This window comes from Pseudomonas sp. zfem001, from assembly GCF_032621725.1.
Classification (GTDB): Bacteria; Pseudomonadota; Gammaproteobacteria; order Pseudomonadales; family Pseudomonadaceae; genus Aquipseudomonas; species Aquipseudomonas sediminis.
This window is the reverse complement of the sequence record NZ_JAVYJI010000002.1, coordinates 757,185-780,172: the sequence shown is the minus strand read 5'-3', so window position 1 is coordinate 780,172 and position 22,988 is coordinate 757,185. Positions and strand designations below refer to the sequence as shown.

Genomic DNA, 22,988 nt, shown 5'->3' with positions numbered 1-22,988 from the left:
TGCTGGGTTAGGTGAAGTGGTGGCGGCCTGGGCTATCCGGCCCGCTGGCCAGGTCGATACCGAGCCAGGTTTTCTGGTACGGCTGTAGCTCGCTGATGGCCAGAGCAACCAGGCGTGGCGCGATGAACAACGGCACGTCGTACTGGTGCACCAGGTGGCAGGTGGTGCGCTCGATCAGTTGGGTGTCGCCTGACAGGTGTTCGGCTTGGTGCGCCTGCAGATAGGCCTTTGCCTGGGCCTGCATCTGGCTGAGGTAGTCGTCGGGCAGTTGTGGGGCGGTGTTCATGCGGTGGCCCCCATGGCATCGAGCAGGTCGAGCTGGTTGGTTTTCGGCTTGCAGTCGCGCAGCGCCTGCATGCGTTGCACTGAGGGCGCGATCGGCAGGCTGATGCGCGGCTTATCCAGCCCGCTGGGGCTGAGCGCGTAATCCCAGGTGAGCGAGCCGGTGTAGGTGGCGCCGCACGCCAGGTTGCAGCACTGCGCGTACATGGTCTTGAAGGTGGGCGTTTGCGTCTCGCTGTTGCGAATGCGCATACGGCTGCCGCAGGCCGGGCAGAGGCACTTGTAACCGCCGCTGTTGGTGGTCATGGCTGGGGCTTCCTGTGCAGGGCGAGGATGGCGCCCACTTCGGCGTGGCGCGCGGCGATGTGCTGGCGGTGGGCGGTGATGATGCTGGCCAGCTCGGCTTCGTCGATCTGCCCGTCTTCCAGGGCCTTGAGGATCATCGCGTCGACCTTGCCGCGTTTGACCGCCGTACCCATGGCGCGGGTGAGCAGGTCGATGTTGTCCGTGTCTGCCAGCTCTGGCATGGCGACGTGCACGCCGTTGTAGAGACCGCTGATGTAGTCGGGCAGGTAGCTGGTGCCGGCGACCTTCTCCAGTTGCAGCACTTGCTCGTCCGTCAGTGGGCGGTGGCCGGGGTTCTCGTACAGCTTGTTGTCGAACTGCTTGAGGTCCAGCCCCAGCCAGGCGGCGGCGCACTCGCGGCCACCTGGGAATGCGGCAACCACGGCCAGCACGGCGCGGCGGCGGCTATCAAGAATCGGGCGCTTCATCTTCTCGTTTCCCCCAATGACCGGGCGCACTACTGTGCGACCGTGCCTTCCTTGATGCCGAGCAGCACGGCGGCTTTGTGGGCTTCACCGCGCTTACCTTTCTTGGTGCCAGCGAGCACCTGGTAGGTGGTGTGCAGATCAAGGTCGTTGGCTTCGGCAAATTCCTTGACGGTTTTGCCCTGGCTCTCGATCCAAGCCTTTGCTTGTGCTGGGGTGCGGGTGGCGTGCATCATTCAAAACCATTCAAAAGCATTCAATGGCGCACAGATTACCACTCAAATGAGTGGTGTCAATGGAGTTTTCTATCCAAATGAGTGGAATTGGCGAGCGCCTGCGCGAAGAGCGTGAGCGCCTTGGCCTCAACCAAGGCGCTTTTGGCGAGCTGGGGGGCGTGAAGGCGAACGCCCAAGGCAACTATGAAAAAGGGGAGCGCTACCCCGATGCGGCCTATCTGGCGGCGGTGGCAGAGCAGGGTGTCGACGTGCTGTATGTGGTTACCGGCCAGCGCACGCCTAAGCCCAGCAGCAGCCTTGATAGCGACGAAAGCGATTTGATCGATCACTACCGCCAGTTGCCCGATAGCGATCGGCACCACACACACAAGATGGTGAATGCCCTGGCCGAAATGGCTGGGCGATATGACGTGAAGAAGTAAGTACAAGAAGGGGAAAACACATGGATGCGTTGGTGATTCTGGTCACTCTGGGGGCGACTGCGGGCGCGTGGTACTGGCTGGCCAGAGTGCTGGGGCGCAAGGGGCGCGGGTGGTTCATCAGGCATCTGGCAGGGAGTTTCGCCGGGTGCTTCGCGTTCGTGTTGGTTTCGATGATTGCGGTTGGTACTGGCCTTATCAGCGCAGAGCCGAAAGAGGGACTAGCGGTCACAGGCGCCGATAATGTCTCCACGGCTGATGCCGAAACGCTCACGCCGATGAAGTTCGCCACGGTCACGGAAATGATCGATGACAAGGCCGACTTCTCTGAAGAGAACGGCACCTTCAAGGTTATATCTACCGAACCACTGCATATCCAATTGGCCACTCAGGTCGTCGCGAACGATCTGGACGAAGTGAAGCTCGCCGAGGTGCGGCGGGTGGCGCTCTACGGTGTTTATCGCACGCTGATTCATACCGATGCGCCGAGTGTCCATGTCAGTGCGTTGCCCATGGAGGTAACGCTCAATCCGTATTCCGCTCGCTACATTGATGGTCAGAAAGTTGAGATTGCGGTGACCCGCGATGAAGCGTTACGGGCAGTCGCCGGGCTTATCGAAGTGGAAACACTTGAAGACCTAGTCACTCCGAACGCCACCCATGGCATCCAGATGGATTCGTGGTCGAAGGCTTTCGAACCGTTTTACTTCAAGCCAGAAGGCCAGCAAGCGCTGGTTAGCGCGTTACAGAGTCAGTAGCGAAGTGCGGGGGCTTCTAATCCTCCTCATGATTCTCGGTCTGGCCCAAATGAGCCAGGCCGCTAACTACCCGTGCTCCGGTAAGAAAGGCGGCGTAGCTCGCTGCGACGGTGAGCTGTGGGTATGCAATGACGGCTCGATCAGCGGCAGCAAGCGCAATTGCAGCGCAGTTTATGGCGGCAGCGCTAAGGCGCTTCGCGCCACGGGTAACGCACCCAGTGAATGCTCGTGCGGTACAGGTGTTCTATGCACCGGCCCGAGAGGCGGACAGTACTGCATTACGGCGAGTGGGAATAAGAGCTATAGGCGCAAGTAGCGCGTCAACAGACAGGGATCATGGACTATGTCGGAATACGTCAGTTCAATTTTCGATGGCGTGCGCGAGCGCTTCAATAGCCCGTTACTTCTATCGTTTTTTGCTTCATGGGTTGCGTGGAACTATAAAGTATTTTTTGTTTTGTTTTCAGAGCTTGACCCTGCTTTAAAGTTTGTATTGGTGAATGCTCTATACGCTGACAAGCTATTTGATGTTTTGGGTAGAGCGCTGTTGTTTCCCCTTCTTTCGGCTGCTGCGTTCATTCTGCTCTATCCACTTGTCTCACGGCAGGTGCTTAAGTATCAAATGTGGCAGCATGAGCTCACGCAGGCAGTTAGAGCTAGTCGGCTTGATACGCAGATACTTTTACCTGAAGAGGTGAAAAGCCTGAGGGAGCGCTACAAAAAGCAGATTGATGCGGCTGAGTCAGAGGCCGAGCGTAGAACGGAAGCCGCTGCTAAGTATAAGGCAGAAGTTGATAAGGCTGAGCAGGCGCTGATCGAAGAGAAGGCTAAGAATATCTCGGCTGTTAATGATCTGAATACGAAGCTGGCCGAAAATAAAGACTTCTTCAATAATCTGCGGTCAGCCAATGCTCAGATTGCAGCAGAAAGAGATAACATTAATAAACAATATGAAGCGTTAAAGATCGAGTCGGAAGATAAATATTCAGCGTTGAAAGGGGAGTATAAAGAAGTAGTCGCTGCGAGAGATGCTCTTGCTGCAGCGGTGCAGGATAGTGAAAGAAGGCGAGTCGCTGCTGAGCAAGAATTGATTGGGTGTAGGCAGGCGCATGCTGTTTTAGAGAAGCAAATCCAGTGGCAAATTGAAAAATCTGCGTCGCTTCGTAATGAGGCTGATACGACCAAAGAGAAGCTTAAAGCTAAGGAGGTCCAGCTGGCTTCGCTTGAAGAGTCGTTGTTGAGTTTGGTCAAGAATTCAGCAGGTTCTGAGCATTGGTCGCGTAAACTGAAGGATATTATTCAGCATATTCTTTAGAAGCCCTTTGTAACTGGTTGGGTTTTCTAGTCCTCCAAAAATACGGCTGGCCAATTTGGAAAGTTTATCTAGTCTGTTTGAGTACACGGACGGTACCACCCACGAAAAGGAGTTCAACCATGCCCATTCTTCGCTATCTCTGCGTTGCCCTCGCTTCTGCTCTGGTGGCCGCTTATGCGGCCATCTGGCTTGCCAGCCCTGCGCCGCTTGAGCGCACCACTGCCACTATCCCGCCGCTGCGTGTTGCCCAAGGTGACAACTTGATCGTCTGGGGCGGCTGGCGCACTGTCGAAGGCTATGACCACGGCACCACCACCGGGGTAGAGATTATCTGCAACCGTGAGCGGCAGACTTGCCTGGAGGCCTATGCCGCGTTGCTGTACCACGACACGGGCGAGGATCTGAGCGCGCAGGCGTTCGACTACGAGGTGACCACCTGGGATGACCAGCGCGTGGTGGCTATCGACAAGGACGGCATGGGCGAGTGCCTGGACCGCATCCTGAACGTGGACCTCGTGGGCGAGGGTGCCACGCTGGAATGGCGCCCCGGTGAGGGGGAATGCGAGGGCGATACCGGCAAGGCCGTGCTGGTGGGCGACCCCCTCTAAGGTCGCATGCCAGTGCCCTTGGGATTCTGAAAGCCGCCTTTATGGTCGGGACTCAACTGCCATTAACGGAGTATGCAGATGAGTACCGAAGTTCGTGAGGCTGTAGGGGAGCAACTGGCGGAGCGGGTTGCACAGCCGGATCAGGAATGGATCACGCCAGAGGAAAGGCTTTTGCTGCGGTTCTACCGCCAGCTCGATGCAGGGGAACAGGCGTTCATGCGCCGGGCGATCGAGGCGCTGGCGATGCGAAAGAACTAGATGATCCTCTGATTTGGCCCCGCAACGCGGGGCTAAATTTCCGTTTCGGAAAGTCGCAGTAAAGGGTGTTCCGCGGCTGACCTAGCATGGTGGCTCAATCAATGAGCGAGAGGTTCGCCATGCAATATCTAATCGACAATCGAATGGACGCCTTCAAGCGTCAGTACCCTCAATTCCAGGTCGCAGCAGTCAACTACGGGACTTAGGCGCGTATTTCCGTTCACGACGGGCGCCGATGGTTCCATAGGGAGATTCTGCAGGCTAGGCCTGCATGCGCTGCCACTCACGCTTAACCGCCCGCTGCGCGCTGGCCTTGCTCTCGTAGAGGTGGGTAAGGCGGCGCGGGTTGCTCTGGTCGTCTTCGGTGATCTTGTGTTGCTGGCCTGTTTTGGCGTCGCGGTACCAGGCGACGATGCCGGTATAGCCGGCGCCCGGGTCGGCCAGGCCGGCGATATCTTCGCCGTCCGGCAATTGCGATTCTAGCTCTAGGGACGTGGTGAAGGCGTCGGGCGTGAAGCTGTGGCGGATGTTGCCGCCTAGCCAGACGATGGCGGCAATCTCGGCCTTGATGCCGGTGAGGCTGTAGGTCTGGTCGGGGATCAGCTCCGGGCGGCCCTTGGCCAGGGTGTAGCTGAGGGTGGCGGTGCCGCGCTGTAGGCGCTTCCACTCGGCGCGGGCGGCCTGTAGGGCGCTGGCCTGGTCGGTGTAGCTGTGGCGCAGTTCCTTGAGGTTGTCGCCGGCGCCGGCGATGGCCTCTTTTTTGTCCGCGCTGTTTACGTCGTAGTAGTAGGCCTTTACGCCGGTGTAGGCGTCTCGGTCGGCCTGCAGAAAGCGGTGTTGGTCGCCGTCTGCCCTGGTGAGCGTGACGTGAGGCAGGGCCAGGCCGCTTGCGGTGGTGGCCTTGCCGGTGGGCAGGAAGAGCAGTCGGCCGGCCTTCACGGTGGCGATGGCGTCATGCTCGCGGCCGAGGCGGCTGAGCAGGTTGGCGTCTGACTCGTTGGCCTGATCGACCTGCAGCAGCTCGATGCCGGCGAGCACGGCACTGACCAGCGGCGCCAAGCCGTGAGCGGAGGCAATGGCGCCGATGATGGTACCGAGGGTGGCGGTGCTCCAGCTGCGTTCCTTCTTGACCTTGAGGCCGCCGCGCAGGTCGGCGCTGCGGGCGCGGATGCTGAGGGTGTCCGGTGCGCCGCTGTGCTCGGTTTCGTCAACGGTGTAGCTGCCCTTGTCGATCAGCCCGGTGTCACTCCAGCCGAGCCAAAGGCGTAGCGTGGCGCCGCGCGGCGGGATGGCGAGCAGGCCGTCGTGGTCGCTGAGGGTGATGTCGAGCTGGTCCGCCTCCAGACCGCGATTGTCGGTCAGCTCGATGCTGACAAGGCGCGGCTCCTGGCCGCCGAGGATGACGTCGGTGATGTCGGTGCCGTTGACCACCAGCCGGCAAATGGGGCGGGGGTAGCTGGTGAGGTCGCGGTAGCCGCTTGCGGCGTGCTTGAGCATTTGCCCGGCTTGGGCCAGCAGGCTCACAGCAGGCCACCGAGCGCGCCGCGCAGGGCACCACCGAGGACGCCGGCGAGGCTGCCGAGCATGTCGGTGCGGCCGTCGTCGATGCGCTTGAGGTTGATGGTGAACTCGTAGCGGCGGGGCGTGCCGTCTTCGAAGAAGATTTGCTGCGTTTCGCTGATGCTGGTGATGACCCAGGCGCCGAAGATGCGGCCGGTACCGCCGACCAGGGGCCAGGCCTTGCCGGTGTCGGCCATCATGCGCAGGGTGTCGAGGCTGAGCGGCGAGCCTACCAGGCCGGGCAGCAGGGTGCCGGGCAGGGTGATGGTGTCTTCACCCCGGCCGAGGAACTGGCTGGCGGGGTTGGTGCCGATGCGGGTGGTGGAGCCGTGGCGCCATTCGGTGGTGCGCTGCAGCTCCTGGTAGGCAATGGTTGGCAGGCCAAAGGTGAACATGCCGAGGGCCATCATCATGGCGTTTTACTCCTGGTCTGACAGTGCGCTGCGGCTGCGCGCTTGTTGGGCGCGCTGGATCTTGGCCACCTCGGTGGCCACCAGGCGGGCGAGCTGCTGCTCGTCCATGCCTGGCGTCGGATGCACGTGGATGTGGATAGGCGGCAGCGGTTGCACCTGGGCGGCGCGGGGTGCGCTCTGCCTGCCCAGGGGCGGGCGGTTGTCCATGGCGATGGCGCTGCCGGCCGCGCCAAAGGTGATCGCGCCGGCGGCGGCCAGTTGCTTGCCCAGGCCGAGCACGGCGCCGAGCGGGCCGTCCTGGCCTTTGATCAAGCCCCGCTCCAGCCCCTGCATGGTGAAGCCGCCGAGCTCGGCGAATACGCGCGAGGGCGAGTGAATGCCGAGCTTCTGCTTGAACCAATCAATGGTTGCGCCGGCGGCGCCGGTGATGGCGCCTTTCACGCGGCCGAGGCCAGCGGTGATGCCGTTGACCAGGCCGTCCATGAGCATGCCGCCGAAGTCGGTAAATCGCGCGGGGATGTCTACGCCGAAGTAGCTGAGCACGCCTGCCATGGCGCGATGAAACAGGCCCAGCGGCGAGAAGTTGAGGATGGTGGCGGCGATACCACCCAGGCCACCGGAGAAGCCCGCCTGCAGCTCGTCCCAAAGGCCAAGCAGATAGGCCTTCACGGCGTCCCAGTTCTTGTAGATGAGCACGGCGCCGACCACCAGGGCGGTGATGAGCAGGCCGATAGGGTTGGCCATGGCCAGGCGGCCGATCCACAGCAGCACGCTGCCGACCGACTTGAGCGCGGTGACGGCGCCGAGGCTCTTGATGCCGAGAAGCATCATGCCGTAACGGACCATGGCGAACGGGCCGAGGATCGAGGCGAGCATCAGGGTCAGGCCGCCCATGGTGGTCATGATCAGCCCCAGGCCGGCGGCCATCTTGACCAATTGGCTGGCCAGCGCCGGGTTTTGTTCTACCCAGGTCTTGATGCTGCCGATAACGCGGGTGATGCCCTGGGTGATGCTGCGCAGCGGGCCATCTTGCTGGGTTTGCAGCTGGATGCCGAGGTCTTCCCAGGCGCTGTTGAGTGCGTCCAGGTCGCCGCGCATGTTGTCGGCCATGACCTTGGCGGTTTGCTCGGCCTCGCCTCGGGCTTCGCGCAGGGTGCCGATGAATTTTTGCAGCTCGCCATTGCCGGCCTGTTGCACCAGGACCTGCAGGCCGCTGAATGCTTCCTCGCCGGCGATGCCCTTGAGGAAGCCGGCGCGCTCGGCGTCGCCCATGGCCTTGGTTTTCTCGTAAATCTCCTGCAGGACGGTGGGCATATCGCGCATGTTGCCCTGGGCGTCTTTGGCGCTTATGCCGAGGGAGTCCAGCGCTTCGGCTGCCATCTTCGGCGGCGCGGCCAGGCGACTGATGATCGCGCGCAGGGCGGTACCGCCCATGCTGCCCTGAATGCCCGCGTCGCCCAGCTTGCCGGCCATGGCGGCCATGGTTTCGATGTCTTGCCCAACGCCTGCGGCGACTGGCGCCACGTACTTCATGGTTTCGCCGAGCATCTGCAGGTTTGTGTTGGAGCGGGTGAAGGCGCCGACCAGCACGTCACCCACGCGGCCCATATCCGCCGCTTGCAGGTTGAAGCCGGTGAGGATGTTGGAGGCGATATCGGCAGTTTCGGCGAGCTCGCTGTCGCCCGCCTTGGCGAGCGAGAGCATGCCCGGCATGGCGGCGCGGATGGCCTGCGGGTTGAAGCCAGCCATCGCCAGGAAGCCCTGGGCGTCGGCGGACTGGCCGGCGGTGAACTGGGTGCTTGCCCCCAGTTGGCGCGCCTGTTCGCGCAGGGCTTCCAGCTCGGGGCTGTTCTTGTCCAGGCGGGTGAGCGATTGCACCTTCGACATGCTGGCGTCGAAGTCGAGACCTGGCGCGAGCAGGCGGGCGCCGGCGTAGAGAATGCCGCTACCGGAGGCCAGGCCAGCGGCACCAGAGCCGGCCATGCTGCCGGCGAGCTGCTGGGTTTTGTCGTACTGCGCGCGTGCCTGGGCCAGGCGCTTGCTCTGCTGGGCGAGGGCCTGCATGCGCTTGGTCTGGTCGGCGATGCTCTTGTTGGTGTGCTCGATGCGGCTGCGGAGCTCGCGCTCGTGCGTGCTCAGGTTACGGGTGCTGATGCCGGCGGCGTTGAGCTTGGTGCGCAGCCCCTGGAGCTGGGTTTGTTGCTCCTGGTGTTCGCGCTTGAGGTTGGTGGCGGCACGGATGGCGCCCTGCAGGTCGCGTTGCATCTGCCGCGTGGGCACGCCGGTGGCGGCCATCTGGCGGCCGAGTTCCTTGACGCGGTCGCGGGCTTGCTGGAGCGATTGCTCGGTCTGGCCGGCAGCGGTGCGCATGGTTCGCCAGCTGCTGATGTCGCGCTGCTGGGCCTGCATGGCCTTGAGCTGGTCGCGCGAATCCTTCAGGGCGCGGCCGAGGCCTACGCTGCCCTGGGTGATGGCGCGAATGGGGCGGGTTGCACGGTCAATCGCCTGGAGGATGACCTCCATTTTCAAATCATTGGCCATGCTGCCGCTCCCAACGCTTCCTGGCCTCTTCGCGCCAGTCGATCAGTTCTGCCAGGCCTAGCGGGTCCATATCCGCCGGCCCCCAATGAAAGACCATGGCGATATCCGCCATGGCGTCGTCTACGCGTCGAGGACAGCTTCCCTCGCCGACTTCTTCAGCAAAAAAGCCGCCACCTTGCCCGCGCAGTCGACCAGGTCGGCTGGGTCCATGTTGCCGATCTCGTGATCGGTGAGGCTGGGGGTGGTGATGCGTGGCAGTACCTTGCGCAGGGCGAGCACGTCCATTTGCAGCAGGTCGACCAGGGCGACGCCGCGCAGCTCGCCGCTTTTCGGCTTGCGCAGGACGATTTCGGTGATTTCCTGGGTACCGCGCACGATGGGGGTGTCGAGCTCGACGGTGGCTTCGTTGGGGTTCTTGGCTGGGGCGGCTTCGGCGACTTCAGCCGGCTGCGCGGTTTTCTTCTCGGTCATGGGTGGGCTCCTTCGGGTGTAAGGGCCGGCGCACGCTGCGGGGGCAGCGCTGCCGGCAACGGGGGTGGGTTATGCGGGTTACAGGCCGATGTTGCGGCGGTGCTGTTCGAGCAGGTCGACGCCGTCGACGATGAAGACGAAGTTGAGCAGGTCGATTTCGATGATGACTTCGCCGTCTACGGTGAGCTTGTAGTAGGTGCAGGTGACGGTGATCTCGTGCTCGGTGTCTTCGCCGGGGGTGGCGTCGCCGAAGCTGATCTCTTCATGTCGGCCACGGACGGACACTTCGACGGGGGAGGTGGCGCCGGTGTCGTCTTGCTGAGCGGAGCCAGCGAAGCGCAGGGGGATGCCGTCGGCGCGGGTGGCGCCGTATTGGCGAAGGCTGATGAGGTCCCAGCCGCCCAGGGTGAAGACGAGCTGAATGCCGTCGTCGCTGTGGCCGAGGTCAACCTTGACAGGGCCGTCCATGCCGCCGGCGCGGAAGGCCTCCATCTTGCGGGCCAGGTTGGGCAAGGTGACGGTCTTGGCTACGCCCTGGTAGCTCTGGCCGTCGTTGAACATGTTCATGTGCTTGAGCTTTTTGGGCAGCGCCATGGTGTTGCTCTCCTACGGCGCGGCGGGGCCGCGCGGGTGAATGGGTCAGGCCGCGTTGACGCTGTCGGCGAAGGTCATGAGGTAGCGGTCGGTGATGCGCTGGCGGAGGGTGAGGTCTTCCAGCGGCGGCACGGGCGTGTAGTCGTAGTCGAGGAACAGCTTGCCGGCCTTGAGGGTGTCTTTGTCGTTGGCGTCCGGGTCGTACCAGCATTGGCCGTCGATGATGTAGCCGCCGGTTTTCAGCTCGCGGAACTTGGCGTTAATGCCGTCGATAATGTCTTTCACCAGGCTGCCATGCATGGGCTTGTCGATTGCCCAGAAGTGGGCCTCGGCCATGGTGTCAGCCAGCACCTGCGCGGTGCGGGTGTAGTTCTCGAAGGCAAACAGCGGGTCGGCGCTGGTGGTGCGGTTGCCCCAGAAGCGGAAGCCGTCACGACGAATCAGGGTGGAGACTTCGCTGGCGTTGAGCAGGCCGGCATCGGTGGCGGGGTTCTGCAGGTCCCAGTAGATGTCGCGGGACAGGCCGGTAACGCCGTTGACGGCGACGTTGGACAGGGTTTTGTGCCAGCCGACCTGCTGGTCGATCTTGGCGCGCAGGCCGAGGGCGCGGGCTACGGCTGCGGCCGGGGCGTTGCTGCTGGTGGCGGTGTCCCAGTTGATGAAGTCGGGCCAGATGAGCATGAGCTCACGCGAGCCGAAGCCGTCACGGTAGGCGATGGCCTCGGATACGTTGTCGGCGCCCCAGGCGCTGGCGTAGGCGAAGGCGCGCATTTGTTCGGCAATGGCGGCCAGCTCGGTGGTGACCGGCAGGTTGTCGAGCCCCGGCACGCCGAGGATGCGCGGGCGCACGCCAAGCTGTGCCTCGGCCGCCATGAGCGCCTTGAGGCCGGTGTACTGGCCGCCAGCGGTGACGCCACCGATGATCTTGGTGGTTTGGTCGGCCTCTTTGGCGGCGGCATCGGCGCCTTCGCCATCTGCTACGCGAACCACAACGGTGACGGGCTTGGTCTGGTCGGCGATGGCATCCAGGCTGCGGGCCAGGGTGCCGAGTTCGCCAGCCTTACCGGAGGCGGTCAGGACGTTGGTGAGCAGTACGGGTTTATTGAGCGGGAAGACCTCGGGGTCGGCATCGCTGCCGGTGCAGACCATGCCCACCACGGCGGTGGAGATCGTGCGGATGGGGCGCGTGCCCTCGTTGATTTCGAGGACGCGCACGCCATGGTGAAATTCGGTGGACATGGGCTAGCTCCTGGTGGCGTGGTGCCGTTGCAGTGAGCCTTGAGGGTGACGCGCGCGCGCAAGCGGCGCGAGCGGCGGGGGCTGTAGCGGGGCGCGGTACAGGGCGGGGATAAAAAAGCCCCGCACTTGGCGGGGCAATGGGTGCAGCAGGCGTAGGGTCAGGCGTTGTTGCCGATGCCGGCGACGGCAGCTTCGATAGCGGCGATGGTCTGGTCTGCGAGCTGCTGGGCCTGCTCGACCTGGTTGGCGGCCATCAGTGCGCGGATTTGCTCCTTCGCGGCAAGGCGTGTGGTGCGCAACAGCTCCAGGGCGTGGGTGTAGGCCGCTGCCTCGGCGAGGATGCTGTCCGCCGCCTGTTGCGGCGTGCGCCCGTTGATCGCCCAGGCCGCGACCATGGCCGGGACTTCACCCTCGTAGCCGGCAGCGGCGAACTGTTCGGCGGCGAGGCGGGCGCGGTCATATTCGACGGCGCGCAGCGGGTCGCCGGCTACGGCGCGGCGGGCAGCGTCTGCGGCGGTGTCGATGCGGGCGCAGAGTTCGGCAGTTTTGGCGGACGATGAGGGGATCAAGTCCGGTGACCCTTCATCGAGCCACTCTTCGGCGGTGCCGGGTTGGAGGTTAGCGAACCGGCCGACAATCTGGCCGGCTGGATTTCTCTGAATGTACGGCATGTATGTCTCCTAGATTTCCAGCCAGCCGAGGGTGGCGATACGTACGTCGTTACTCTGCGTAGTGAGGCCTGTGTACTTGACCTGCGAAGCCTCATTTGTCGGCACGTTGACCTCAGACGCAAAGTATTCAGCGCTTGCGTTAGTGGTGCCAGAGTTGCCCCCCACGTAACTACCTGGGAGATAGTGCACAGCAATCGAGGGGAAATCGGGGTGATTGAGGTAACCAGCAGCGTCTCCGCCGGAGATATAGAGCGTCGCTTTCACTTCTACCGAGATGCCAGGCGGAACGGAAAGAACATAAGTCGCCGAGCCTGCTGCAGGGACAAGCACCGAAACGTCCAGGATTGGCGTTCGCCAGCTGAACCGGCGGCCATGCTGCAAAAATGGAATGATTGCCCCGGCTGCGTTGGTTTTTATCGACCCAACCCGCCGGAACGCGCTCCACCCAGCCGGTTTGTTGGCCGCAGAAATGGACGTATCAAAACCCACGTCGATGCTGCCGTCAGAATCCTTACGAATCAGAAAGACGTGGTACCAGGTGTTGTTTGCGCGAGCGCCGTTGAACAGCCCGTTACCACCACTACCAGCTGCCCATGCCCCTGCATTTTGCAAACGTTTGGTAATGGCGGCAGCCAGCCTTAGCGTTGCTGTGTCGCTGGCCGAGCGGGCCAAGCCAGGGGCGATGTCGATATCAGTTGTCGGTGTTGCGGCGTTGTTGCTCAGGACAAGGCCGGAGAAGTAGCCGGTCGGCACTGTATTGATGGCAGCGATTGCGGCGGCCAGTTCTGCGTTGTTCACGTACTGCGGGTGCGGGTCGGCTGCAGCCATGTGCACGGCGATCAGGCTGTCCGCATAGGCTCGGGTGGCCAGCACTACGGACGGGTCAATTTTGAGTTGCACGGCGGCGGTGCTGGAGACGATCAGCACCATGCGCAGCACTTGGGTGCGGCCGGAGCCTTCGGCCATTTCCGGCTTGTAGCTGGGCGGGCAGTTGGCCACGGCGATCAGGTCGCCAGCGGCGTCCTTCAGGCCCATTTCACGCAGCCAGTAGCCGCCTTCGGTTTCGGGAATAACCAGCTCGGCGATGATCTGGCTGGCGTTGGCCGGGTCAATCTTGAGCTCATTGAGGGGGGCCTCGTAAACCTCTCGTACAAGGGCCGTCTGCAGGCGGTTGGGCACGGGCAGATTGCCATTGCCGTCGCCTACGGCCATGAGGGCTAGTTGCAGGGGTACACCCAATGCGGCGGCGTTGGAGAGTTTGGCCTCGCCTACGGCGGTGAGAATAGCGAAATAGGTCTGGCTCATGGGTAGACGCTCATGGTGTCGATGGTGTGGGCGGCGCCGCCGAGCAGCACAGCGGGGCTGCTGACTTCAATCGGGCCGGGGGCGTAGGGGTAGACGGTGAGGGTTTCGCCATCGACGGCGGCGGCGCCGATGTAGGTGCGGCCGCGCACTTCCAGGCCGATGGCCAGGCCGATCAGGTGGCGGCTCAGGGGCTTGGCGTCGTCGATCAGGAATGACAGCTCCTGGTACATGGCTTCGTCGATGCCGGTGTCCAGTACGCCGATCAGCAGGCGGAAGGTGCCGGGCACGCCGAGCGGTACTTCCTCCCACCACTCGCGCACCTCGATCAGGTAGCCCAGCGGCTCCACCACGCGGCGCAGGGCGCCGATGGTGCCCTTACGCGAGTGGATGAAGTAGGCGGCGCGGATGGCGGCGCGCTTGGCGCTCTCGGGCCAGGCCGGCGACCAGCGATCTACCGAGAACGCCCAGGCCAGGTACGGCAGCAGCTCGACGGGGCAGGTATCCGGGTTCCAGAGGTCGCGCAGCGGCACGGGCACGCGCTCGATCTGCGCCAAGGCCTGGGCGGCGTTGCGCTCCAGCTCGCTGGCGTTGCCGGGCAGCAGGCGGGCGGCCATTACTCGGCCACCGTGACATTGAAGGCGGTGCAGTAGGGCGCCTGGGTGAGGCTGGCGACCACGTCTACCCAGTCTTCCAGGTCCACACGTTTTACGCCTTCGATGTGCAGGGCGGCGTCCAGCGCGGAGCGGTTCACTTCCATGCCCAGGCGGCGGCGACGGTTGACCAGGGCCAGGCCTCGGGCCAGTGCGGCTGCGCGGATCGGCTCGGCCTCGGGGCCGGCGCTGGCGAGGTGCAGCACGGCGTTGACCTGGTAGGGCAGCACCTCGGCGCTTTGCACGGTGAGGCGGTCGGCGACTGGGCGGCGGTCTTCGTCGGACAGGTAGGCGGCGACGATGGCCAACACCTCGGCGGATGCGGTGCCGTTGCCCAGGATGCTTTGCACGGTGACCAGGACTTCGGCCGGCGCCGGGCTGATGGCGGTGGCGTCGGCTACGCGGCCGTCCGCGCTGCGCGCGTGAAAGATGTAGGCATTGCGCGGGCCGGCGGTGCTCAGGCCTTCCATGGCCATTTGGATGCGTTCGCGCAGGCTGTCGTCTTCTTCCATGACCGCCGCCACGGGCGGTACCGCGTTCGGGTTTGCCGGGACGATGACCAAGCGGGCGACGTTGAAGCGCGCGCCGATCTGCTCCAGGTCGGCACGCTTGGCGAACGGCAGCAGCACGGCGAGTGCGGCCTCGTTGACGCGCTGCCGCCAGAGGGTTTCGCGGTAAGCGTTCTCCTGCAGCAGCTTGGTGAGCGGCTCGGATTCCAGGGCCAGGGTGGCGGCGACTTCGGCTTGCTTGTCGGCTGGCCAGAGGCTGATGGCGTAGGCCTTACGCTCGGCGAGGATGGCCTCGAAGTCTATGGGCTCGACGACATTCGGCGCGGGCAGCTGGCTGAGGTCGATGGGGGTAAAGGTGATGGTCATGCGGCAGCCCCCAGGGTTATGGGCACGCGCAGGCTCAAGGGCTCGTTGGTGTCGGTGACGGTGCCCTCTACGTCCAGGAACGCTTGGCCGGCCACGGTGCTGGGGGTGAGCAGCACGCGGCTGAGGCGGATACGCGGCTCCCAGCGCATGAGGGCGGTGGCGACGGCGGCATAGGCCTGCAGGCGGGTGGCAGCGTTGAGCGGCCAGTCGACGAGATTGGCGAGGTGGCAACCGTACTCGCGGCGCATAACGCGGCTGCCCACCGGGGTCGTGCAGATGTCTTCGATGGACTGGGCCAGGTGCTGCTGGCTGGTAATGGTGCGGCCGGTGCGGGCGTTCATGCCGATCATGCTCAGCCCCCTGCAAATACGTTGGGCGAGCCGGCGGCGACCTGGCTGCCACAGGCGACGGGGTCGCCAATGCGGCCAATCGGCTTTCTGTTGACGAATACGGTGGCGCTGCCCGCGGCGAGCACGCTGGCGTGCGTCTCGGGAATGGTCGGGCAAGTGTGCGCGGCCCAAGCGTCGCCCTGGCGGTGTACGGCGATGCTGTTGACGAATACGTCGGGGCTCGCGCCGGTGCTGGGGCGCGGTGGCCAGCAGCCGTGGCCGGTGCAGTTGTCGCCCTTGCGGGTTACGGCCGGCATCAGTTGAGGTCCACGCGGGCGCCGGTGATGGCGACATTGCCAGCGGCTGCGATCTGGATATCGCCGCCGCTGTTGAGGGTGATGTTGCCGGCGGCCATCAGCTCGGCGCTGCCGGGCAGGGTGGCGCGCAGGTGGTGGGCAAGGCTGTCGTACTCGATGACGGCGCCGTCGCGGTAGGTGCGGCGGTGCAGGCCTTCACGGTCGCCGTTGGCCGGGTGCTGGTCGCTGGTCAGGCCGGTCAGGGCCACGCCTTGGGCGAGGTTGCCGGACGGGCTGAACAGAATGACTTGCTCGCCCACTGTGGGCGGGTCCCACTCGCGGTCCTCGCCGGCGCGCAGGTTGAGCCAGGGGCGCCAGGTGGTCAGATTCTTGCCGGTTTTGATGCGCACGCGTGGCGGGTCGACCTGGACGGCTTCGACGGTGCCGAAGCGGATCAGGTTCTCGATGAGGCGGGCGAGTTCGGCGAGGCTGTTCATGCCGGTGATGCTGCAGCTCGCGCGCGCGGGGCGCACGCGGTGGCCCCTGTAGCGGGGCGCGTTACAGGGCGAGGCTAGCGGGTGAGGTGGTCGAGCAGGCCGTCGCGGATCAGCTCGATGGCGGCGTGGTTGAAGCCGAGCAGCTCGCGCTTGGCGTATTGCACTTCGGCCTGGCCACGGGCGGGGCGGTCGCGTAGGCCGCGCTGGTGAATCTTGGCGATGCGGGCAATGCGACCAGTGAAGGCGATGCCGATGGAATCAGCGGTGCTCTGCAGGCGCAGGTGTTTGGACTGGCGCAGGCGGGCGAACATCTGGCGCTTGATGCGCCCTTGCTTGCCGCGCAATGCCTTGGCCTTGCGCGGCGCGTAGGGCGTGCCGTCCGGGTTGCGTTGGGTGGCGATGCGCTGCTGTTGGTTGCGGCGCAGGTCGCGGCCGATGCGGGTGGTGAGCTTGCGCCGCTCGGCGGGGCTGAGCTTGGCCAGCAGGGCGCCGGCCCAGTCTTCCAGGACTGCGAGGTTGTCGGTCATAGCTCGAAGTCTGGCTCGGGTGGGTGGGTGACTTCGAGGCTTTCGTCCGGTAGGCGTTTGACGATCACGCGCTCGGTCAGCGGCAGGGTGATGGACAGGTCGACCTTGTCATTGCCGAGGATGTCGGCCTCGAAACCGATGGCGTCTTTGCCCTTCTCGATGTTGGTGAGCAGGTCGGGCTGGTTGCGGCGCAGCCAGGCGAGCAGCGGGATGGCGATGTTGTCGGGGTGGCCGGCGTAATCGGTGATGATGATATTGAGGCTGAATAGCCATTCGAACGACAGCCCCGGCGCGGCGGTGGCGCGGATGTTGCCCTCGTCGATGAAGACGAGCAGCCGCTCGGGGTTCTGCGCGAGGGTTGTGTCTGCGGCGAGCAGGTGGTCGCGCAGGCTGTTGGGTTTGTTCACGGGTCAGCCCTCGGCTGCTGTTGCTGGTGTTCGTAAACCGCGTCGACCTGGGCGGCGCATTCGGCCCAGGCGGACAGCAGGTAGTCGCTGTCGTCGCTGAGGCCTTCGTTATTCTGCGGCGCTGCTGGCAGCAGGCTGCAGCGCGTTACGACGGGACAGCCAGTCACGGTAACCACTGGCTCCGGTGAGGGCGGGGCGCTCATGCAGCCGGCGAGCAGCGCCAGGCAGAGGCTGCCGCCCCCAATCACTAAAATTCGGGTCATTGCGGCTTATCTCCTGTTTCTGGATCTGGCTAGCGGCGTGCTGTTGGCGCACGTCGGCCTGAGCCGTTTGCATGCCCTGCTGGGCGACGCGCCAGGCGGCCAGCTCGCCGCCGAGGCGAACGATGCTGGCGGCCTGGCGGGCGCTGCGTTGCTTGAGTTGGTCGATGAGCTGGCCGTCGCGCTCGGCGCGTGCCGAGTGGGCTTGGCTCTGCTGGTAGGTGCCCCACAGGTGCAGGCCAAGGGCGCCGAGCAGGGCTGCGCCGTAGAGGGCCTGGCGCAGGGTGGTCACGCGGCGGCCTTCTGTCCGCAGCCGCAGTCAGCATGCCGCTGGTAGGCGCGTTCGAGCTTCACGTCGTACAAATTGCGGGCGTAGGCCGGGCCGTTGTAGCCCTCGGCGAATGCCGCCCACTTTTTGGCCTTGAGGGCCTTGAGCAATGCCGGGTCTTTCTCGATGAAGCGGACGAACGCCTCGAACTGCTGGTTTTCATCCTGGTGCATGAGGCGCACGAACTCGGCGACGCTGGCATAGCCGAGGCGCGGCGCGTGGTAGCCCATGACCTGGAACGCGCCCCAGCTGGCGGACTCGTCGGCGCAGAGGGCGTCGAGCATGCGGGCCTGGGCGATGCGCTGGTGTTCGGCAGTGCCGCCGGCGTAGCCGCCCGGCTTGCGGCTGACCAGGTTGGGGTAGGTGAGGGCCAGTTGATCGGCATGGGCGACCAGGGCGGCCGCGTCGTCGCCTTTGTTGCGCACCAGGGACAGGCGGGCGTGCATGACGTGGCGTTCAAACAAAGCCTTGGGCTTGCCGTTGGCCAGGAAGCCAGCACCCTGGCTCTCGATTTCGTTGACGGCGTAGACGGTGGCCAGCTCCAAGCCCAGGCGCGCGGCTGCGGCCACCAAGGTGGCGTTGCTGAGTAGCTTGCTGCAATCGGCGCCGGCCAGGGCGGCGAGGGTCTTTTCGCCGGCGCGGCCGTCGACTACCAGGCCTTTCTTGAGTTGGTAGGCGCGGACGGCTTTCTCGGTTTCGTCGCCGAAGTCGCCATCGACGAGCAGGTCGGCACCGTTGGCGTTGAGGGCCTTTTGCAGGGCCAGGACGGCCTGGCCTTTGGAACCGTGTTCGAGGGTGGTGGGCTTGTTCATGGGGTTGACCTCAACAGTGCGGCGAGGTTGCCGCGAGAGCGGTAGACGAGGATGCAGAGCAGTACGGCGATTGCCGTTTGCCATGGGCTGACTGGGCGCTGGTAGAGAAGGATTTCGAGCCCGGCGCAGAGCAGGGCGCCAATAAGTAGGCAGGCGAGCAACGAGATACCGCGCCGGATGCGGGCGCCATTGCGCTGGAAGCACACCAGACGCAGGGCAGAGGCGAGGTAGGCCAGAGCGGCCAGCATCGGTAGAAAGGTGCTGAAGGTGCTGAGCATGGTCAGTCTCCTTTGCCCCGCTTGAACCATGCAGGGACCAGGGCGGAGAAGTCGGCCTTCTCGATCAACTCCAGGGCTTTTAGGGCGAGCGGCACGACGACGACAGCGCCGACGAATCCGCCGGGGCCGGTCTGGGTGATGGGGGTTTGCGCGACGATCTCGGCGGCGCTGACGTAGCCGGCGCCGATGGATACCAGCAGGCCGGTGCAGCGCTGCCAGGCTTTGATGTTGCGCTGCGCGTTGGCGATCAGCGCGGCGCCGATGATGGCGCCGAACAGGGCGTTGCCGTCCATGGTCGGCATCAGGGTGGCCAGGCCAACGCCGGCGGCAGCGGTGGCGATGACGGTGCTGGTGGTTGGCTCAGCCATGGTGCGTCCTTACTTCTGGATGGTCTGGCAGGCGGTTGATGCGTTCGACTACGCGGCCAATGAGCATGGGGTTGAAGCACTGGCCGATATCGGTGAAGCCCAGGGCTTCGGCACAGAACTCGCTGCAGAACATGCGGCTTTCGCTGTGGATGCCTCGGGCCAGCAGCTGACTGAAGAAGATGCCGGCCCAGTCGTAGCCGCTGCCTTCGTACTGGTCGAAAACCTGCTCGATGCGCTTAGCGTTGGCCCAGGGCACCTGGATCAGTTCCCAGTGTTCGGGCTTGTAGTCGATGCGCTTGGCGCGCACGCCGCCGTCCATAGCCGAGGCGGACAGCCAGCGGCCGTCCGGCATGACCAGTTCGCAGTGGCTGTAGATGGAGCCCGTCCAGGCGCGGATAAGTGCGTTGAACAGTTGGCCCTTGCCCTTGTACAGGGCGAGGGTGACGACGCCGGGTTTCAGTTCCATAGGTTCACCACTTGCGGTTGTTCGGCTTGCGGGGCGGCGTCTGGCAGGGTCACGGCGGTGCCGTGGGGGATGATCGGGCCGAGGTCGGCCAAGCCTGGGTTGGCGTCGAGTACGGCCTCGGTAACGCCGGCGGTGCGGCCGTAGTAGTCCCAGCAGATGCTGTCGACGGTGTCGCCCTGGGCAGCGATGACGGTGGGCATCAGAGAACCTCCACGGTGCTCTGGCTATCGCCGAGGATGTTGCGCAGCGCCCAGCGGGCGTCGCGCCGCAGTTGGTCGGGGCTGGTTTCTTCTTCGGTGACTTTCTGCGCGCCGCTATTGGTGGCGTCGTAGTTGCGATAGCGCTCGATGAGCTCGGCCAGGGCACGGCAATAGACGATGCGGCGATAGAGGTGCAGTAGCTGGCTTTCGTCTTTGATCTTCTCGGCCGGTACGTCGCCCAGTTTGGCGTGGCCTTCGGCCTGGCGAGCGGTGCGGTAGTCGGCTAGCTCGCGGTTGGCCTCGATCATGGCGTTGACGGTGGCGACTTCTAGGCGGTCGTCGGTGACGCTGGAGTCGATACGCATGGCGGCGCGCAGCTTCTGGCCGTCGATCTCGGGCCAGAAGTCGGCGTTGCTGATGGGATACGGGACGTTGGGGGTGCCGCCCGCTACGAACGCGCTCATGCGGTGCCTCGGAAATAGTCGGCGGTGGTCGGGGCGTCACAGCTTGGGAAGGAGTTACCAGCTGATCGGCCCCGAGCCGCCGGGTGCGTGGGACGCTCGGTTAGCCGTTGGTGGCGGCGTGTTTCTTGAGGCGACTTTCGACGCGCTCCAGGTCTTTCTTGGCGCCGCAGGCGCTGTACAGGCTGATGGCCTTGGTCAGGTATTCCTTGGCGTTGACGAGGTTGCCCAGGTCTTCGCCGCTGGAATCGTCCTTGACCTTGAGCGCGTACAGGCGACCGATGGCCAGCATGAGCTTGGCGCGGGCGGCGTCGGGCATGTCGTGGCTTGCGGTGAGCTCGTTGGCCTGCAGGGTGACTTCGAGGTCGAAGTCACTGCCGGCCTTGAGGGCGCGGAGGGCGGCTTCGGCAATCTCTTCGGCGACCACACAGCCGGTGGTGCGGTTGAAGCGCTCGGGCATTTTCAGATTGTGCTGGAGCACGTATGCCGCAGCCTCCAGCCCGCCAGCGAAGTCGCCGGCATCGAAGCGCCAGAGCATGACGGTGACGAATACGTCGTCTTGCGCGCCCTTGCCGCCAGCCAGTACGCCGGCGATGTAGTCGGCGTAGTCGGGCAGCAGCTCGGCCTTGAGCAGGGCTTTTTTCTGGTTCGACTGCAGCTGTTTCAGGCGCAGTTGATCCTGTTGCAGCTTTGCGAGCATGAGCTCGTAGGTGGTGAGCCCGTCCATGAGCGCCGGTGGTGCGGTACGTGCCGATTCCGCTTCGGCACGCTTGCGCAGTTGGGTGCGTTGGGCAAGGGATGCCATGGCTTAGACCTTCTCGATGTTCTCGACCAGGGCGATGGCGCCGAAGTCTTCGATGACATAGGCCTCGTTAGAGGACTGGTAGTCGGCTACCTGGTTGTAGTCCGGCTCGTCGCGGATGTGGCGACGACGCTTGCCGCTCTGGACGTAGATCGACAGGTTGCTCAGCGGGGTGATCAGTACGCCGCCGTCGATGAAGAAGGGGGCGTCGTGCTCGATGGGCAGGCCGCCCAGGCGACCCTTGGTGACCACTTCGTCGGCGGCGTTTTCTTCGACGTTGGACTCGGCGCCTTTCTCGACTGCCTTGAGCTGCTTTTCGTGCAGCAGTTGCGGGTCAACGATGACCACCAGATCTTTGCGTTTGCGGTGCCACGGAGCCAGCAGCTGGATGGCGTCGAATACGAGGCCGTCGAGGGTCTTGTAATCGCCGGCGGCGCCCACGGTGACCTTGCCGGCGACTGCCTCGCCTTCGCTCATGACCTGGTCCGGGGCACCCACGCGGATTTTCTGCAGCCAGCCGATGTTGACGTCTTCCAGCATCGGGTTGGCGTCGAGGTCGGTGTCTTCCTGGGCGCTGGTGCCGTTGAAGCCGATCATGATGCGGTCCAGGCCCTGCTGTACGGCGATGGATCCGGACAGCATGGTCTGGAACTCGGGGAACTTGGCCCAGGCGTCGAGCTTGGCGTAGGGGAAGGCGGTGTCGAAGTCGGTTTTCTTGCAGGCGTAGGTGTCTTTGCTCAGGGCGCTGACATCGCGCGGCTGACGCTTCTTTCCCGTGGCTGAGTTGGTCTTGGTGCGGCTGGCAGTCGGGCCGTTGACGCCGAGCAGGATGGCTTCACCTTCGGGCTCGTCGACCGGAATGATGTTGATCTTGGTCAGGAAGCGATTCGATTCCTGGATCGCTTTTTCCAGCTTCTGTGCCGGGGTCGGGGCGACGGTAAACGTCTCGGTAGCCGAGTCGACTTCGTTGATTTTCGCCTGGTTGGCCATGTAGCCGTTGAAGGCGATGCGGGTGTGCTTCTGCATGGTGTTACTCCGAACTGGTGGCGTGGTAGCGGCTTGGGGTCAGAAATCGGCGACGACGTGGCCGTTGCCGCCGGGGTTGGCCGGCCGCGCGGGCTGCTGGCTGTGGTCTTCGGTTTCGCTGAGGCGCTTGACCAGGTCGGCGAACTCGGTGGCCAGCTTGTCGTGGGCTGCCTGGAGCTTGCCGTGGGCGGCCTGCACGCTGGCGAAAGCGTCGGCCTGCTTGGCGCCGTGCTCGGCCAGGCTTTCGATCATTTCGCCCAGTTCGGCGAAGTGAGCAGCGTCCCTGCCTTCCTTGTCCTTGCTCAGTTTCAGCAGTTCGCCGAGGCGCGTTTTCAGGCCGGCGAACATGCTGGTGTTGTCTTCGACTTCCTCGAAATCAAGCGCCGTTTCTTCGGCGGCGGTGAAGAGGTTGTCTTTGTCCTGCTTGCGGTTGGCCAGGGTGCCGTTCTTGGCGCTGAACTGGAGCATTTCAGTGCCGAGGCTGGCCGGGCTGTCGGTGATGGCTAGGCCGACCAGGTAGGCCTTGCCGGTGTCGGCGAAGTCGGGGTTGACCTCAATGGAGGTGTAAACCTTCTGCCCTTTCTTGTTCAGTTCGATCAGGGTGTCGGTGGGCACCATTTGGGCGAACAGGGCCAGTTTCTTCTTGCCGTCGATGTCGACCTCTTCGGCCTTGAGGGCGACAACGTCGCCGTATGCGCCGAAGTCGCTACCCGGCCAGACGCCGCGCAGGTGCTCGCAGTTCAGGCGAGCGCCGTAGGTGTTGGGGCTGTACTGCTGGGCCATCTCCTGAATCCATTTGCGCTCGATGTTGCGGCCATCGGTGGTGGCGCCTTCGACGGCAATGCGGGTCCATTTGGAGACGGTTTTCTTGGTGGCGGCCATGCGGGGTAATCCTCGGTGCGGTTTCGCGTTGAGGGCATGGTCGGCAGGCTGGGCAGAGGCGGCAACGCGCTGAGCCTGTAGCGG

General features: G+C 64.2%; 37 protein-coding genes. 7 read left to right on the top strand and 30 right to left on the bottom strand.

Annotation, left to right across the window (positions count from 1 at the left end):
- Positions 1–7: 7 nt before the first annotated feature.
- From RTH74_RS11625 to RTH74_RS11610, 4 genes are read right to left on the bottom strand one after another with little or no spacing between them, the layout of a single operon-like run.
- Positions 8–286, bottom strand: coding sequence for a hypothetical protein (locus RTH74_RS11625; protein WP_316914748.1), 279 nt, complete (start codon positions 284–286; stop codon positions 8–10).
- A complete protein-coding gene (locus RTH74_RS11620) occupies positions 283–588 on the bottom strand; it encodes an ogr/Delta-like zinc finger family protein (protein ID WP_316914747.1) in 306 nt (101 codons plus the stop codon). The genes RTH74_RS11625 and RTH74_RS11620 overlap by 4 nt, the downstream gene beginning before the upstream one ends.
- Positions 585–1,055, bottom strand: coding sequence for a YmfL family putative regulatory protein (locus RTH74_RS11615; RefSeq protein ID WP_316914746.1), 471 nt, complete (start codon positions 1,053–1,055; stop codon positions 585–587). Before RTH74_RS11615 ends, RTH74_RS11620 begins: the two co-directional genes overlap by 4 nt.
- Positions 1,056–1,084: 29 nt before the next feature.
- Positions 1,085–1,285, bottom strand: a complete 201-nt coding sequence (locus RTH74_RS11610) for a DNA-binding protein (protein ID WP_316914745.1) — start codon at positions 1,283–1,285, stop codon at positions 1,085–1,087.
- Positions 1,286–1,365: 80 nt separating this feature from the next.
- On the opposite strand from RTH74_RS11610, the gene RTH74_RS11605 reads away from it, so the two are divergent.
- The 6 genes from RTH74_RS11605 (at position 1,366) to RTH74_RS11580 (ending at position 4,646) form a co-directional block, all read left to right on the top strand.
- Positions 1,366–1,710 carry a transcriptional regulator gene (locus RTH74_RS11605; protein WP_316914823.1) on the top strand — a complete coding sequence of 115 codons (345 nt, stop codon included), beginning with the start codon at positions 1,366–1,368 and terminating at the stop codon, positions 1,708–1,710.
- Positions 1,711–1,730: 20 nt separating this feature from the next.
- Positions 1,731–2,465, top strand: a complete 735-nt coding sequence (locus RTH74_RS11600; protein WP_316914744.1) for a hypothetical protein — start codon at positions 1,731–1,733, stop codon at positions 2,463–2,465.
- A gap of 28 nt (positions 2,466–2,493) precedes the next feature.
- Positions 2,494–2,781, top strand: a complete 288-nt coding sequence (locus RTH74_RS11595; protein WP_316914743.1) for a hypothetical protein — start codon at positions 2,494–2,496, stop codon at positions 2,779–2,781.
- A gap of 27 nt (positions 2,782–2,808) precedes the next feature.
- Positions 2,809–3,780 carry a hypothetical protein gene (locus RTH74_RS11590; protein ID WP_316914742.1) on the top strand — a complete coding sequence of 324 codons (972 nt, stop codon included), beginning with the start codon at positions 2,809–2,811 and terminating at the stop codon, positions 3,778–3,780.
- A gap of 164 nt (positions 3,781–3,944) precedes the next feature.
- Complete coding sequence (locus RTH74_RS11585; RefSeq protein ID WP_420713162.1) at positions 3,945–4,388, top strand: hypothetical protein; 444 nt, start codon at positions 3,945–3,947, stop codon at positions 4,386–4,388.
- Between the two features lie 78 nt (positions 4,389–4,466).
- Positions 4,467–4,646: a hypothetical protein gene (locus RTH74_RS11580; protein WP_316914740.1), complete on the top strand. Its 180-nt coding sequence runs from the start codon at positions 4,467–4,469 to the stop codon at positions 4,644–4,646.
- Positions 4,647–4,907: 261 nt separating this feature from the next.
- Here the strand turns inward: RTH74_RS11580 and RTH74_RS11575 are convergent, their stop codons facing one another.
- The 17 genes from RTH74_RS11575 to lysC all read right to left on the bottom strand — a co-directional run bounded on the left by RTH74_RS11575 (position 4,908) and on the right by lysC (position 17,284).
- Positions 4,908–6,170, bottom strand: coding sequence for a phage late control D family protein (locus tag RTH74_RS11575; protein WP_316914739.1), 1,263 nt, complete (start codon positions 6,168–6,170; stop codon positions 4,908–4,910).
- Positions 6,167–6,619, bottom strand: a complete 453-nt coding sequence (locus tag RTH74_RS11570) for a phage tail protein (RefSeq protein ID WP_316914738.1) — start codon at positions 6,617–6,619, stop codon at positions 6,167–6,169. Before RTH74_RS11570 ends, RTH74_RS11575 begins: the two co-directional genes overlap by 4 nt.
- 6 nt (positions 6,620–6,625) lie before the next feature.
- Positions 6,626–9,160 carry a phage tail tape measure protein gene (locus RTH74_RS11565; RefSeq protein WP_316914737.1) on the bottom strand — a complete coding sequence of 845 codons (2,535 nt, stop codon included), beginning with the start codon at positions 9,158–9,160 and terminating at the stop codon, positions 6,626–6,628.
- Positions 9,150–9,272, bottom strand: coding sequence for a GpE family phage tail protein (locus RTH74_RS11560; protein WP_037053016.1), 123 nt, complete (start codon positions 9,270–9,272; stop codon positions 9,150–9,152). The genes RTH74_RS11565 and RTH74_RS11560 overlap by 11 nt, the downstream gene beginning before the upstream one ends.
- 8 nt (positions 9,273–9,280) lie before the next feature.
- Positions 9,281–9,631 carry a phage tail assembly protein gene (locus RTH74_RS11555; RefSeq protein WP_316914736.1) on the bottom strand — a complete coding sequence of 117 codons (351 nt, stop codon included), beginning with the start codon at positions 9,629–9,631 and terminating at the stop codon, positions 9,281–9,283.
- A gap of 78 nt (positions 9,632–9,709) precedes the next feature.
- On the bottom strand, positions 9,710–10,225 hold the full coding sequence (locus tag RTH74_RS11550) for a phage major tail tube protein (protein WP_316914735.1): 516 nt from the start codon (positions 10,223–10,225) through the stop codon (positions 9,710–9,712).
- Positions 10,226–10,270: 45 nt separating this feature from the next.
- Positions 10,271–11,464: a phage tail sheath protein gene (locus tag RTH74_RS11545; protein ID WP_316914734.1), complete on the bottom strand. Its 1,194-nt coding sequence runs from the start codon at positions 11,462–11,464 to the stop codon at positions 10,271–10,273.
- Between the two features lie 158 nt (positions 11,465–11,622).
- Positions 11,623–12,135: a phage tail protein gene (locus tag RTH74_RS11540; RefSeq protein WP_316914733.1), complete on the bottom strand. Its 513-nt coding sequence runs from the start codon at positions 12,133–12,135 to the stop codon at positions 11,623–11,625.
- Positions 12,136–12,144: 9 nt separating this feature from the next.
- On the bottom strand, positions 12,145–13,440 hold the full coding sequence (locus tag RTH74_RS11535) for a phage tail protein (protein WP_316914732.1): 1,296 nt from the start codon (positions 13,438–13,440) through the stop codon (positions 12,145–12,147).
- Complete coding sequence (locus RTH74_RS11530; protein WP_316914731.1) at positions 13,437–14,054, bottom strand: phage tail protein I; 618 nt, start codon at positions 14,052–14,054, stop codon at positions 13,437–13,439. Before RTH74_RS11530 ends, RTH74_RS11535 begins: the two co-directional genes overlap by 4 nt.
- The gene (locus RTH74_RS11525; protein WP_316914730.1) at positions 14,054–14,965 is read right to left on the bottom strand and encodes a baseplate J/gp47 family protein; all 912 of its coding nucleotides are present in this window, start codon (positions 14,963–14,965) and stop codon (positions 14,054–14,056) included. The genes RTH74_RS11530 and RTH74_RS11525 overlap by 1 nt, the downstream gene beginning before the upstream one ends.
- On the bottom strand, positions 14,962–15,315 hold the full coding sequence (locus RTH74_RS11520; RefSeq protein WP_316914729.1) for a GPW/gp25 family protein: 354 nt from the start codon (positions 15,313–15,315) through the stop codon (positions 14,962–14,964). Before RTH74_RS11520 ends, RTH74_RS11525 begins: the two co-directional genes overlap by 4 nt.
- 2 nt (positions 15,316–15,317) lie before the next feature.
- On the bottom strand, positions 15,318–15,611 hold the full coding sequence (locus RTH74_RS11515) for a PAAR domain-containing protein (RefSeq protein WP_316914728.1): 294 nt from the start codon (positions 15,609–15,611) through the stop codon (positions 15,318–15,320).
- Positions 15,611–16,087, bottom strand: a complete 477-nt coding sequence (locus tag RTH74_RS11510) for a phage baseplate assembly protein V (protein WP_316914727.1) — start codon at positions 16,085–16,087, stop codon at positions 15,611–15,613. The genes RTH74_RS11515 and RTH74_RS11510 overlap by 1 nt, the downstream gene beginning before the upstream one ends.
- Positions 16,088–16,161: 74 nt before the next feature.
- On the bottom strand, positions 16,162–16,614 hold the full coding sequence (locus RTH74_RS11505) for a phage virion morphogenesis protein (protein WP_316914726.1): 453 nt from the start codon (positions 16,612–16,614) through the stop codon (positions 16,162–16,164).
- Positions 16,611–17,021, bottom strand: a complete 411-nt coding sequence (locus RTH74_RS11500) for a phage tail protein (RefSeq protein WP_316914725.1) — start codon at positions 17,019–17,021, stop codon at positions 16,611–16,613. Before RTH74_RS11500 ends, RTH74_RS11505 begins: the two co-directional genes overlap by 4 nt.
- A complete protein-coding gene (lysC, locus tag RTH74_RS11495; protein WP_316914724.1) occupies positions 17,018–17,284 on the bottom strand; it encodes an Rz1-like lysis system protein LysC in 267 nt (88 codons plus the stop codon). Before lysC ends, RTH74_RS11500 begins: the two co-directional genes overlap by 4 nt.
- 37 nt (positions 17,285–17,321) lie before the next feature.
- Between lysC and RTH74_RS11490 the strand changes: the two genes are divergently transcribed.
- Positions 17,322–17,618, top strand: coding sequence for a hypothetical protein (locus tag RTH74_RS11490; RefSeq protein WP_316914723.1), 297 nt, complete (start codon positions 17,322–17,324; stop codon positions 17,616–17,618).
- On the opposite strand, the gene RTH74_RS11485 is transcribed toward RTH74_RS11490, so the two are convergent.
- The 9 genes from RTH74_RS11485 to RTH74_RS11445 form a co-directional block, all read right to left on the bottom strand.
- Positions 17,570–18,421, bottom strand: a complete 852-nt coding sequence (locus tag RTH74_RS11485; protein WP_316914722.1) for an N-acetylmuramidase family protein — start codon at positions 18,419–18,421, stop codon at positions 17,570–17,572. The two genes, RTH74_RS11490 and RTH74_RS11485, sit on opposite strands and share 49 nt — an antisense overlap.
- Complete coding sequence (locus RTH74_RS11480; protein ID WP_316914721.1) at positions 18,418–18,699, bottom strand: phage holin family protein; 282 nt, start codon at positions 18,697–18,699, stop codon at positions 18,418–18,420. Before RTH74_RS11480 ends, RTH74_RS11485 begins: the two co-directional genes overlap by 4 nt.
- A 2-nt stretch (positions 18,700–18,701) precedes the next feature.
- Complete coding sequence (locus RTH74_RS11475) at positions 18,702–19,067, bottom strand: putative holin (RefSeq protein ID WP_316914720.1); 366 nt, start codon at positions 19,065–19,067, stop codon at positions 18,702–18,704.
- Positions 19,060–19,533, bottom strand: a complete 474-nt coding sequence (locus tag RTH74_RS11470) for a hypothetical protein (protein ID WP_316914719.1) — start codon at positions 19,531–19,533, stop codon at positions 19,060–19,062. Before RTH74_RS11470 ends, RTH74_RS11475 begins: the two co-directional genes overlap by 8 nt.
- Entirely contained in the window at positions 19,524–19,733 is a 210-nt protein-coding gene (locus tag RTH74_RS11465) for a tail protein X (protein WP_179527767.1), read from the bottom strand. Before RTH74_RS11465 ends, RTH74_RS11470 begins: the two co-directional genes overlap by 10 nt.
- Positions 19,733–20,197, bottom strand: a complete 465-nt coding sequence (locus tag RTH74_RS11460; protein WP_316914718.1) for a head completion/stabilization protein — start codon at positions 20,195–20,197, stop codon at positions 19,733–19,735. Before RTH74_RS11460 ends, RTH74_RS11465 begins: the two co-directional genes overlap by 1 nt.
- 100 nt (positions 20,198–20,297) lie before the next feature.
- A complete protein-coding gene (gene gpM / locus RTH74_RS11455; protein WP_316914717.1) occupies positions 20,298–20,999 on the bottom strand; it encodes a phage terminase small subunit in 702 nt (233 codons plus the stop codon).
- Positions 21,000–21,002: 3 nt separating this feature from the next.
- On the bottom strand, positions 21,003–22,022 hold the full coding sequence (locus tag RTH74_RS11450) for a phage major capsid protein, P2 family (protein ID WP_316914716.1): 1,020 nt from the start codon (positions 22,020–22,022) through the stop codon (positions 21,003–21,005).
- Between the two features lie 39 nt (positions 22,023–22,061).
- The gene (locus tag RTH74_RS11445) at positions 22,062–22,904 is read right to left on the bottom strand and encodes a GPO family capsid scaffolding protein (RefSeq protein ID WP_316914715.1); all 843 of its coding nucleotides are present in this window, start codon (positions 22,902–22,904) and stop codon (positions 22,062–22,064) included.
- Positions 22,905–22,988: the final 84 nt, after the last annotated feature.

What these genes read in the sequence shown, in the direction of transcription:
- RTH74_RS11565 (WP_316914737.1), bottom strand. Translation starts at nt 9,160, where the DNA reads ATGGCCAATGATTTGAAAATGGAGGTCATCCTCCAGGCGATTGACCGT.
- RTH74_RS11600 (WP_316914744.1), top strand. Translation starts at nt 1,731, where the DNA reads ATGGATGCGTTGGTGATTCTGGTCACTCTGGGGGCGACTGCGGGCGCG.
- RTH74_RS11625 (WP_316914748.1), bottom strand. Translation starts at nt 286, where the DNA reads ATGAACACCGCCCCACAACTGCCCGACGACTACCTCAGCCAGATGCAG.
- RTH74_RS11550 (WP_316914735.1), bottom strand. Translation starts at nt 10,225, where the DNA reads ATGGCGCTGCCCAAAAAGCTCAAGCACATGAACATGTTCAACGACGGC.
- RTH74_RS11580 (WP_316914740.1), top strand. Translation starts at nt 4,467, where the DNA reads ATGAGTACCGAAGTTCGTGAGGCTGTAGGGGAGCAACTGGCGGAGCGG.
- RTH74_RS11570 (WP_316914738.1), bottom strand. Translation starts at nt 6,619, where the DNA reads ATGATGATGGCCCTCGGCATGTTCACCTTTGGCCTGCCAACCATTGCC.
- RTH74_RS11445 (WP_316914715.1), bottom strand. Translation starts at nt 22,904, where the DNA reads ATGGCCGCCACCAAGAAAACCGTCTCCAAATGGACCCGCATTGCCGTC.
- gpM (WP_316914717.1), bottom strand. Translation starts at nt 20,999, where the DNA reads ATGGCATCCCTTGCCCAACGCACCCAACTGCGCAAGCGTGCCGAAGCG.
- RTH74_RS11515 (WP_316914728.1), bottom strand. Translation starts at nt 15,611, where the DNA reads ATGCCGGCCGTAACCCGCAAGGGCGACAACTGCACCGGCCACGGCTGC.
- RTH74_RS11470 (WP_316914719.1), bottom strand. Translation starts at nt 19,533, where the DNA reads ATGGAACTGAAACCCGGCGTCGTCACCCTCGCCCTGTACAAGGGCAAG.
- RTH74_RS11535 (WP_316914732.1), bottom strand. Translation starts at nt 13,440, where the DNA reads ATGAGCCAGACCTATTTCGCTATTCTCACCGCCGTAGGCGAGGCCAAA.
- RTH74_RS11465 (WP_179527767.1), bottom strand. Translation starts at nt 19,733, where the DNA reads ATGCCCACCGTCATCGCTGCCCAGGGCGACACCGTCGACAGCATCTGC.
- RTH74_RS11545 (WP_316914734.1), bottom strand. Translation starts at nt 11,464, where the DNA reads ATGTCCACCGAATTTCACCATGGCGTGCGCGTCCTCGAAATCAACGAG.
- RTH74_RS11510 (WP_316914727.1), bottom strand. Translation starts at nt 16,087, where the DNA reads ATGAACAGCCTCGCCGAACTCGCCCGCCTCATCGAGAACCTGATCCGC.
- RTH74_RS11540 (WP_316914733.1), bottom strand. Translation starts at nt 12,135, where the DNA reads ATGCCGTACATTCAGAGAAATCCAGCCGGCCAGATTGTCGGCCGGTTC.
- RTH74_RS11525 (WP_316914730.1), bottom strand. Translation starts at nt 14,965, where the DNA reads ATGACCATCACCTTTACCCCCATCGACCTCAGCCAGCTGCCCGCGCCG.
- RTH74_RS11475 (WP_316914720.1), bottom strand. Translation starts at nt 19,067, where the DNA reads ATGGCTGAGCCAACCACCAGCACCGTCATCGCCACCGCTGCCGCCGGC.
- RTH74_RS11620 (WP_316914747.1), bottom strand. Translation starts at nt 588, where the DNA reads ATGACCACCAACAGCGGCGGTTACAAGTGCCTCTGCCCGGCCTGCGGC.
- RTH74_RS11450 (WP_316914716.1), bottom strand. Translation starts at nt 22,022, where the DNA reads ATGCAGAAGCACACCCGCATCGCCTTCAACGGCTACATGGCCAACCAG.
- RTH74_RS11505 (WP_316914726.1), bottom strand. Translation starts at nt 16,614, where the DNA reads ATGACCGACAACCTCGCAGTCCTGGAAGACTGGGCCGGCGCCCTGCTG.
- RTH74_RS11595 (WP_316914743.1), top strand. Translation starts at nt 2,494, where the DNA reads ATGATTCTCGGTCTGGCCCAAATGAGCCAGGCCGCTAACTACCCGTGC.
- RTH74_RS11520 (WP_316914729.1), bottom strand. Translation starts at nt 15,315, where the DNA reads ATGATCGGCATGAACGCCCGCACCGGCCGCACCATTACCAGCCAGCAG.
- RTH74_RS11610 (WP_316914745.1), bottom strand. Translation starts at nt 1,285, where the DNA reads ATGCACGCCACCCGCACCCCAGCACAAGCAAAGGCTTGGATCGAGAGC.
- RTH74_RS11480 (WP_316914721.1), bottom strand. Translation starts at nt 18,699, where the DNA reads ATGCTCAGCACCTTCAGCACCTTTCTACCGATGCTGGCCGCTCTGGCC.
- RTH74_RS11560 (WP_037053016.1), bottom strand. Translation starts at nt 9,272, where the DNA reads ATGGCGGATATCGCCATGGTCTTTCATTGGGGGCCGGCGGATATGGAC.
- RTH74_RS11615 (WP_316914746.1), bottom strand. Translation starts at nt 1,055, where the DNA reads ATGAAGCGCCCGATTCTTGATAGCCGCCGCCGCGCCGTGCTGGCCGTG.
- RTH74_RS11590 (WP_316914742.1), top strand. Translation starts at nt 2,809, where the DNA reads ATGTCGGAATACGTCAGTTCAATTTTCGATGGCGTGCGCGAGCGCTTC.
- RTH74_RS11485 (WP_316914722.1), bottom strand. Translation starts at nt 18,421, where the DNA reads ATGAACAAGCCCACCACCCTCGAACACGGTTCCAAAGGCCAGGCCGTC.
- RTH74_RS11530 (WP_316914731.1), bottom strand. Translation starts at nt 14,054, where the DNA reads ATGGCCGCCCGCCTGCTGCCCGGCAACGCCAGCGAGCTGGAGCGCAAC.
- RTH74_RS11555 (WP_316914736.1), bottom strand. Translation starts at nt 9,631, where the DNA reads ATGACCGAGAAGAAAACCGCGCAGCCGGCTGAAGTCGCCGAAGCCGCC.
- RTH74_RS11605 (WP_316914823.1), top strand. Translation starts at nt 1,366, where the DNA reads ATGAGTGGAATTGGCGAGCGCCTGCGCGAAGAGCGTGAGCGCCTTGGC.
- lysC (WP_316914724.1), bottom strand. Translation starts at nt 17,284, where the DNA reads ATGACCCGAATTTTAGTGATTGGGGGCGGCAGCCTCTGCCTGGCGCTG.
- RTH74_RS11460 (WP_316914718.1), bottom strand. Translation starts at nt 20,197, where the DNA reads ATGAGCGCGTTCGTAGCGGGCGGCACCCCCAACGTCCCGTATCCCATC.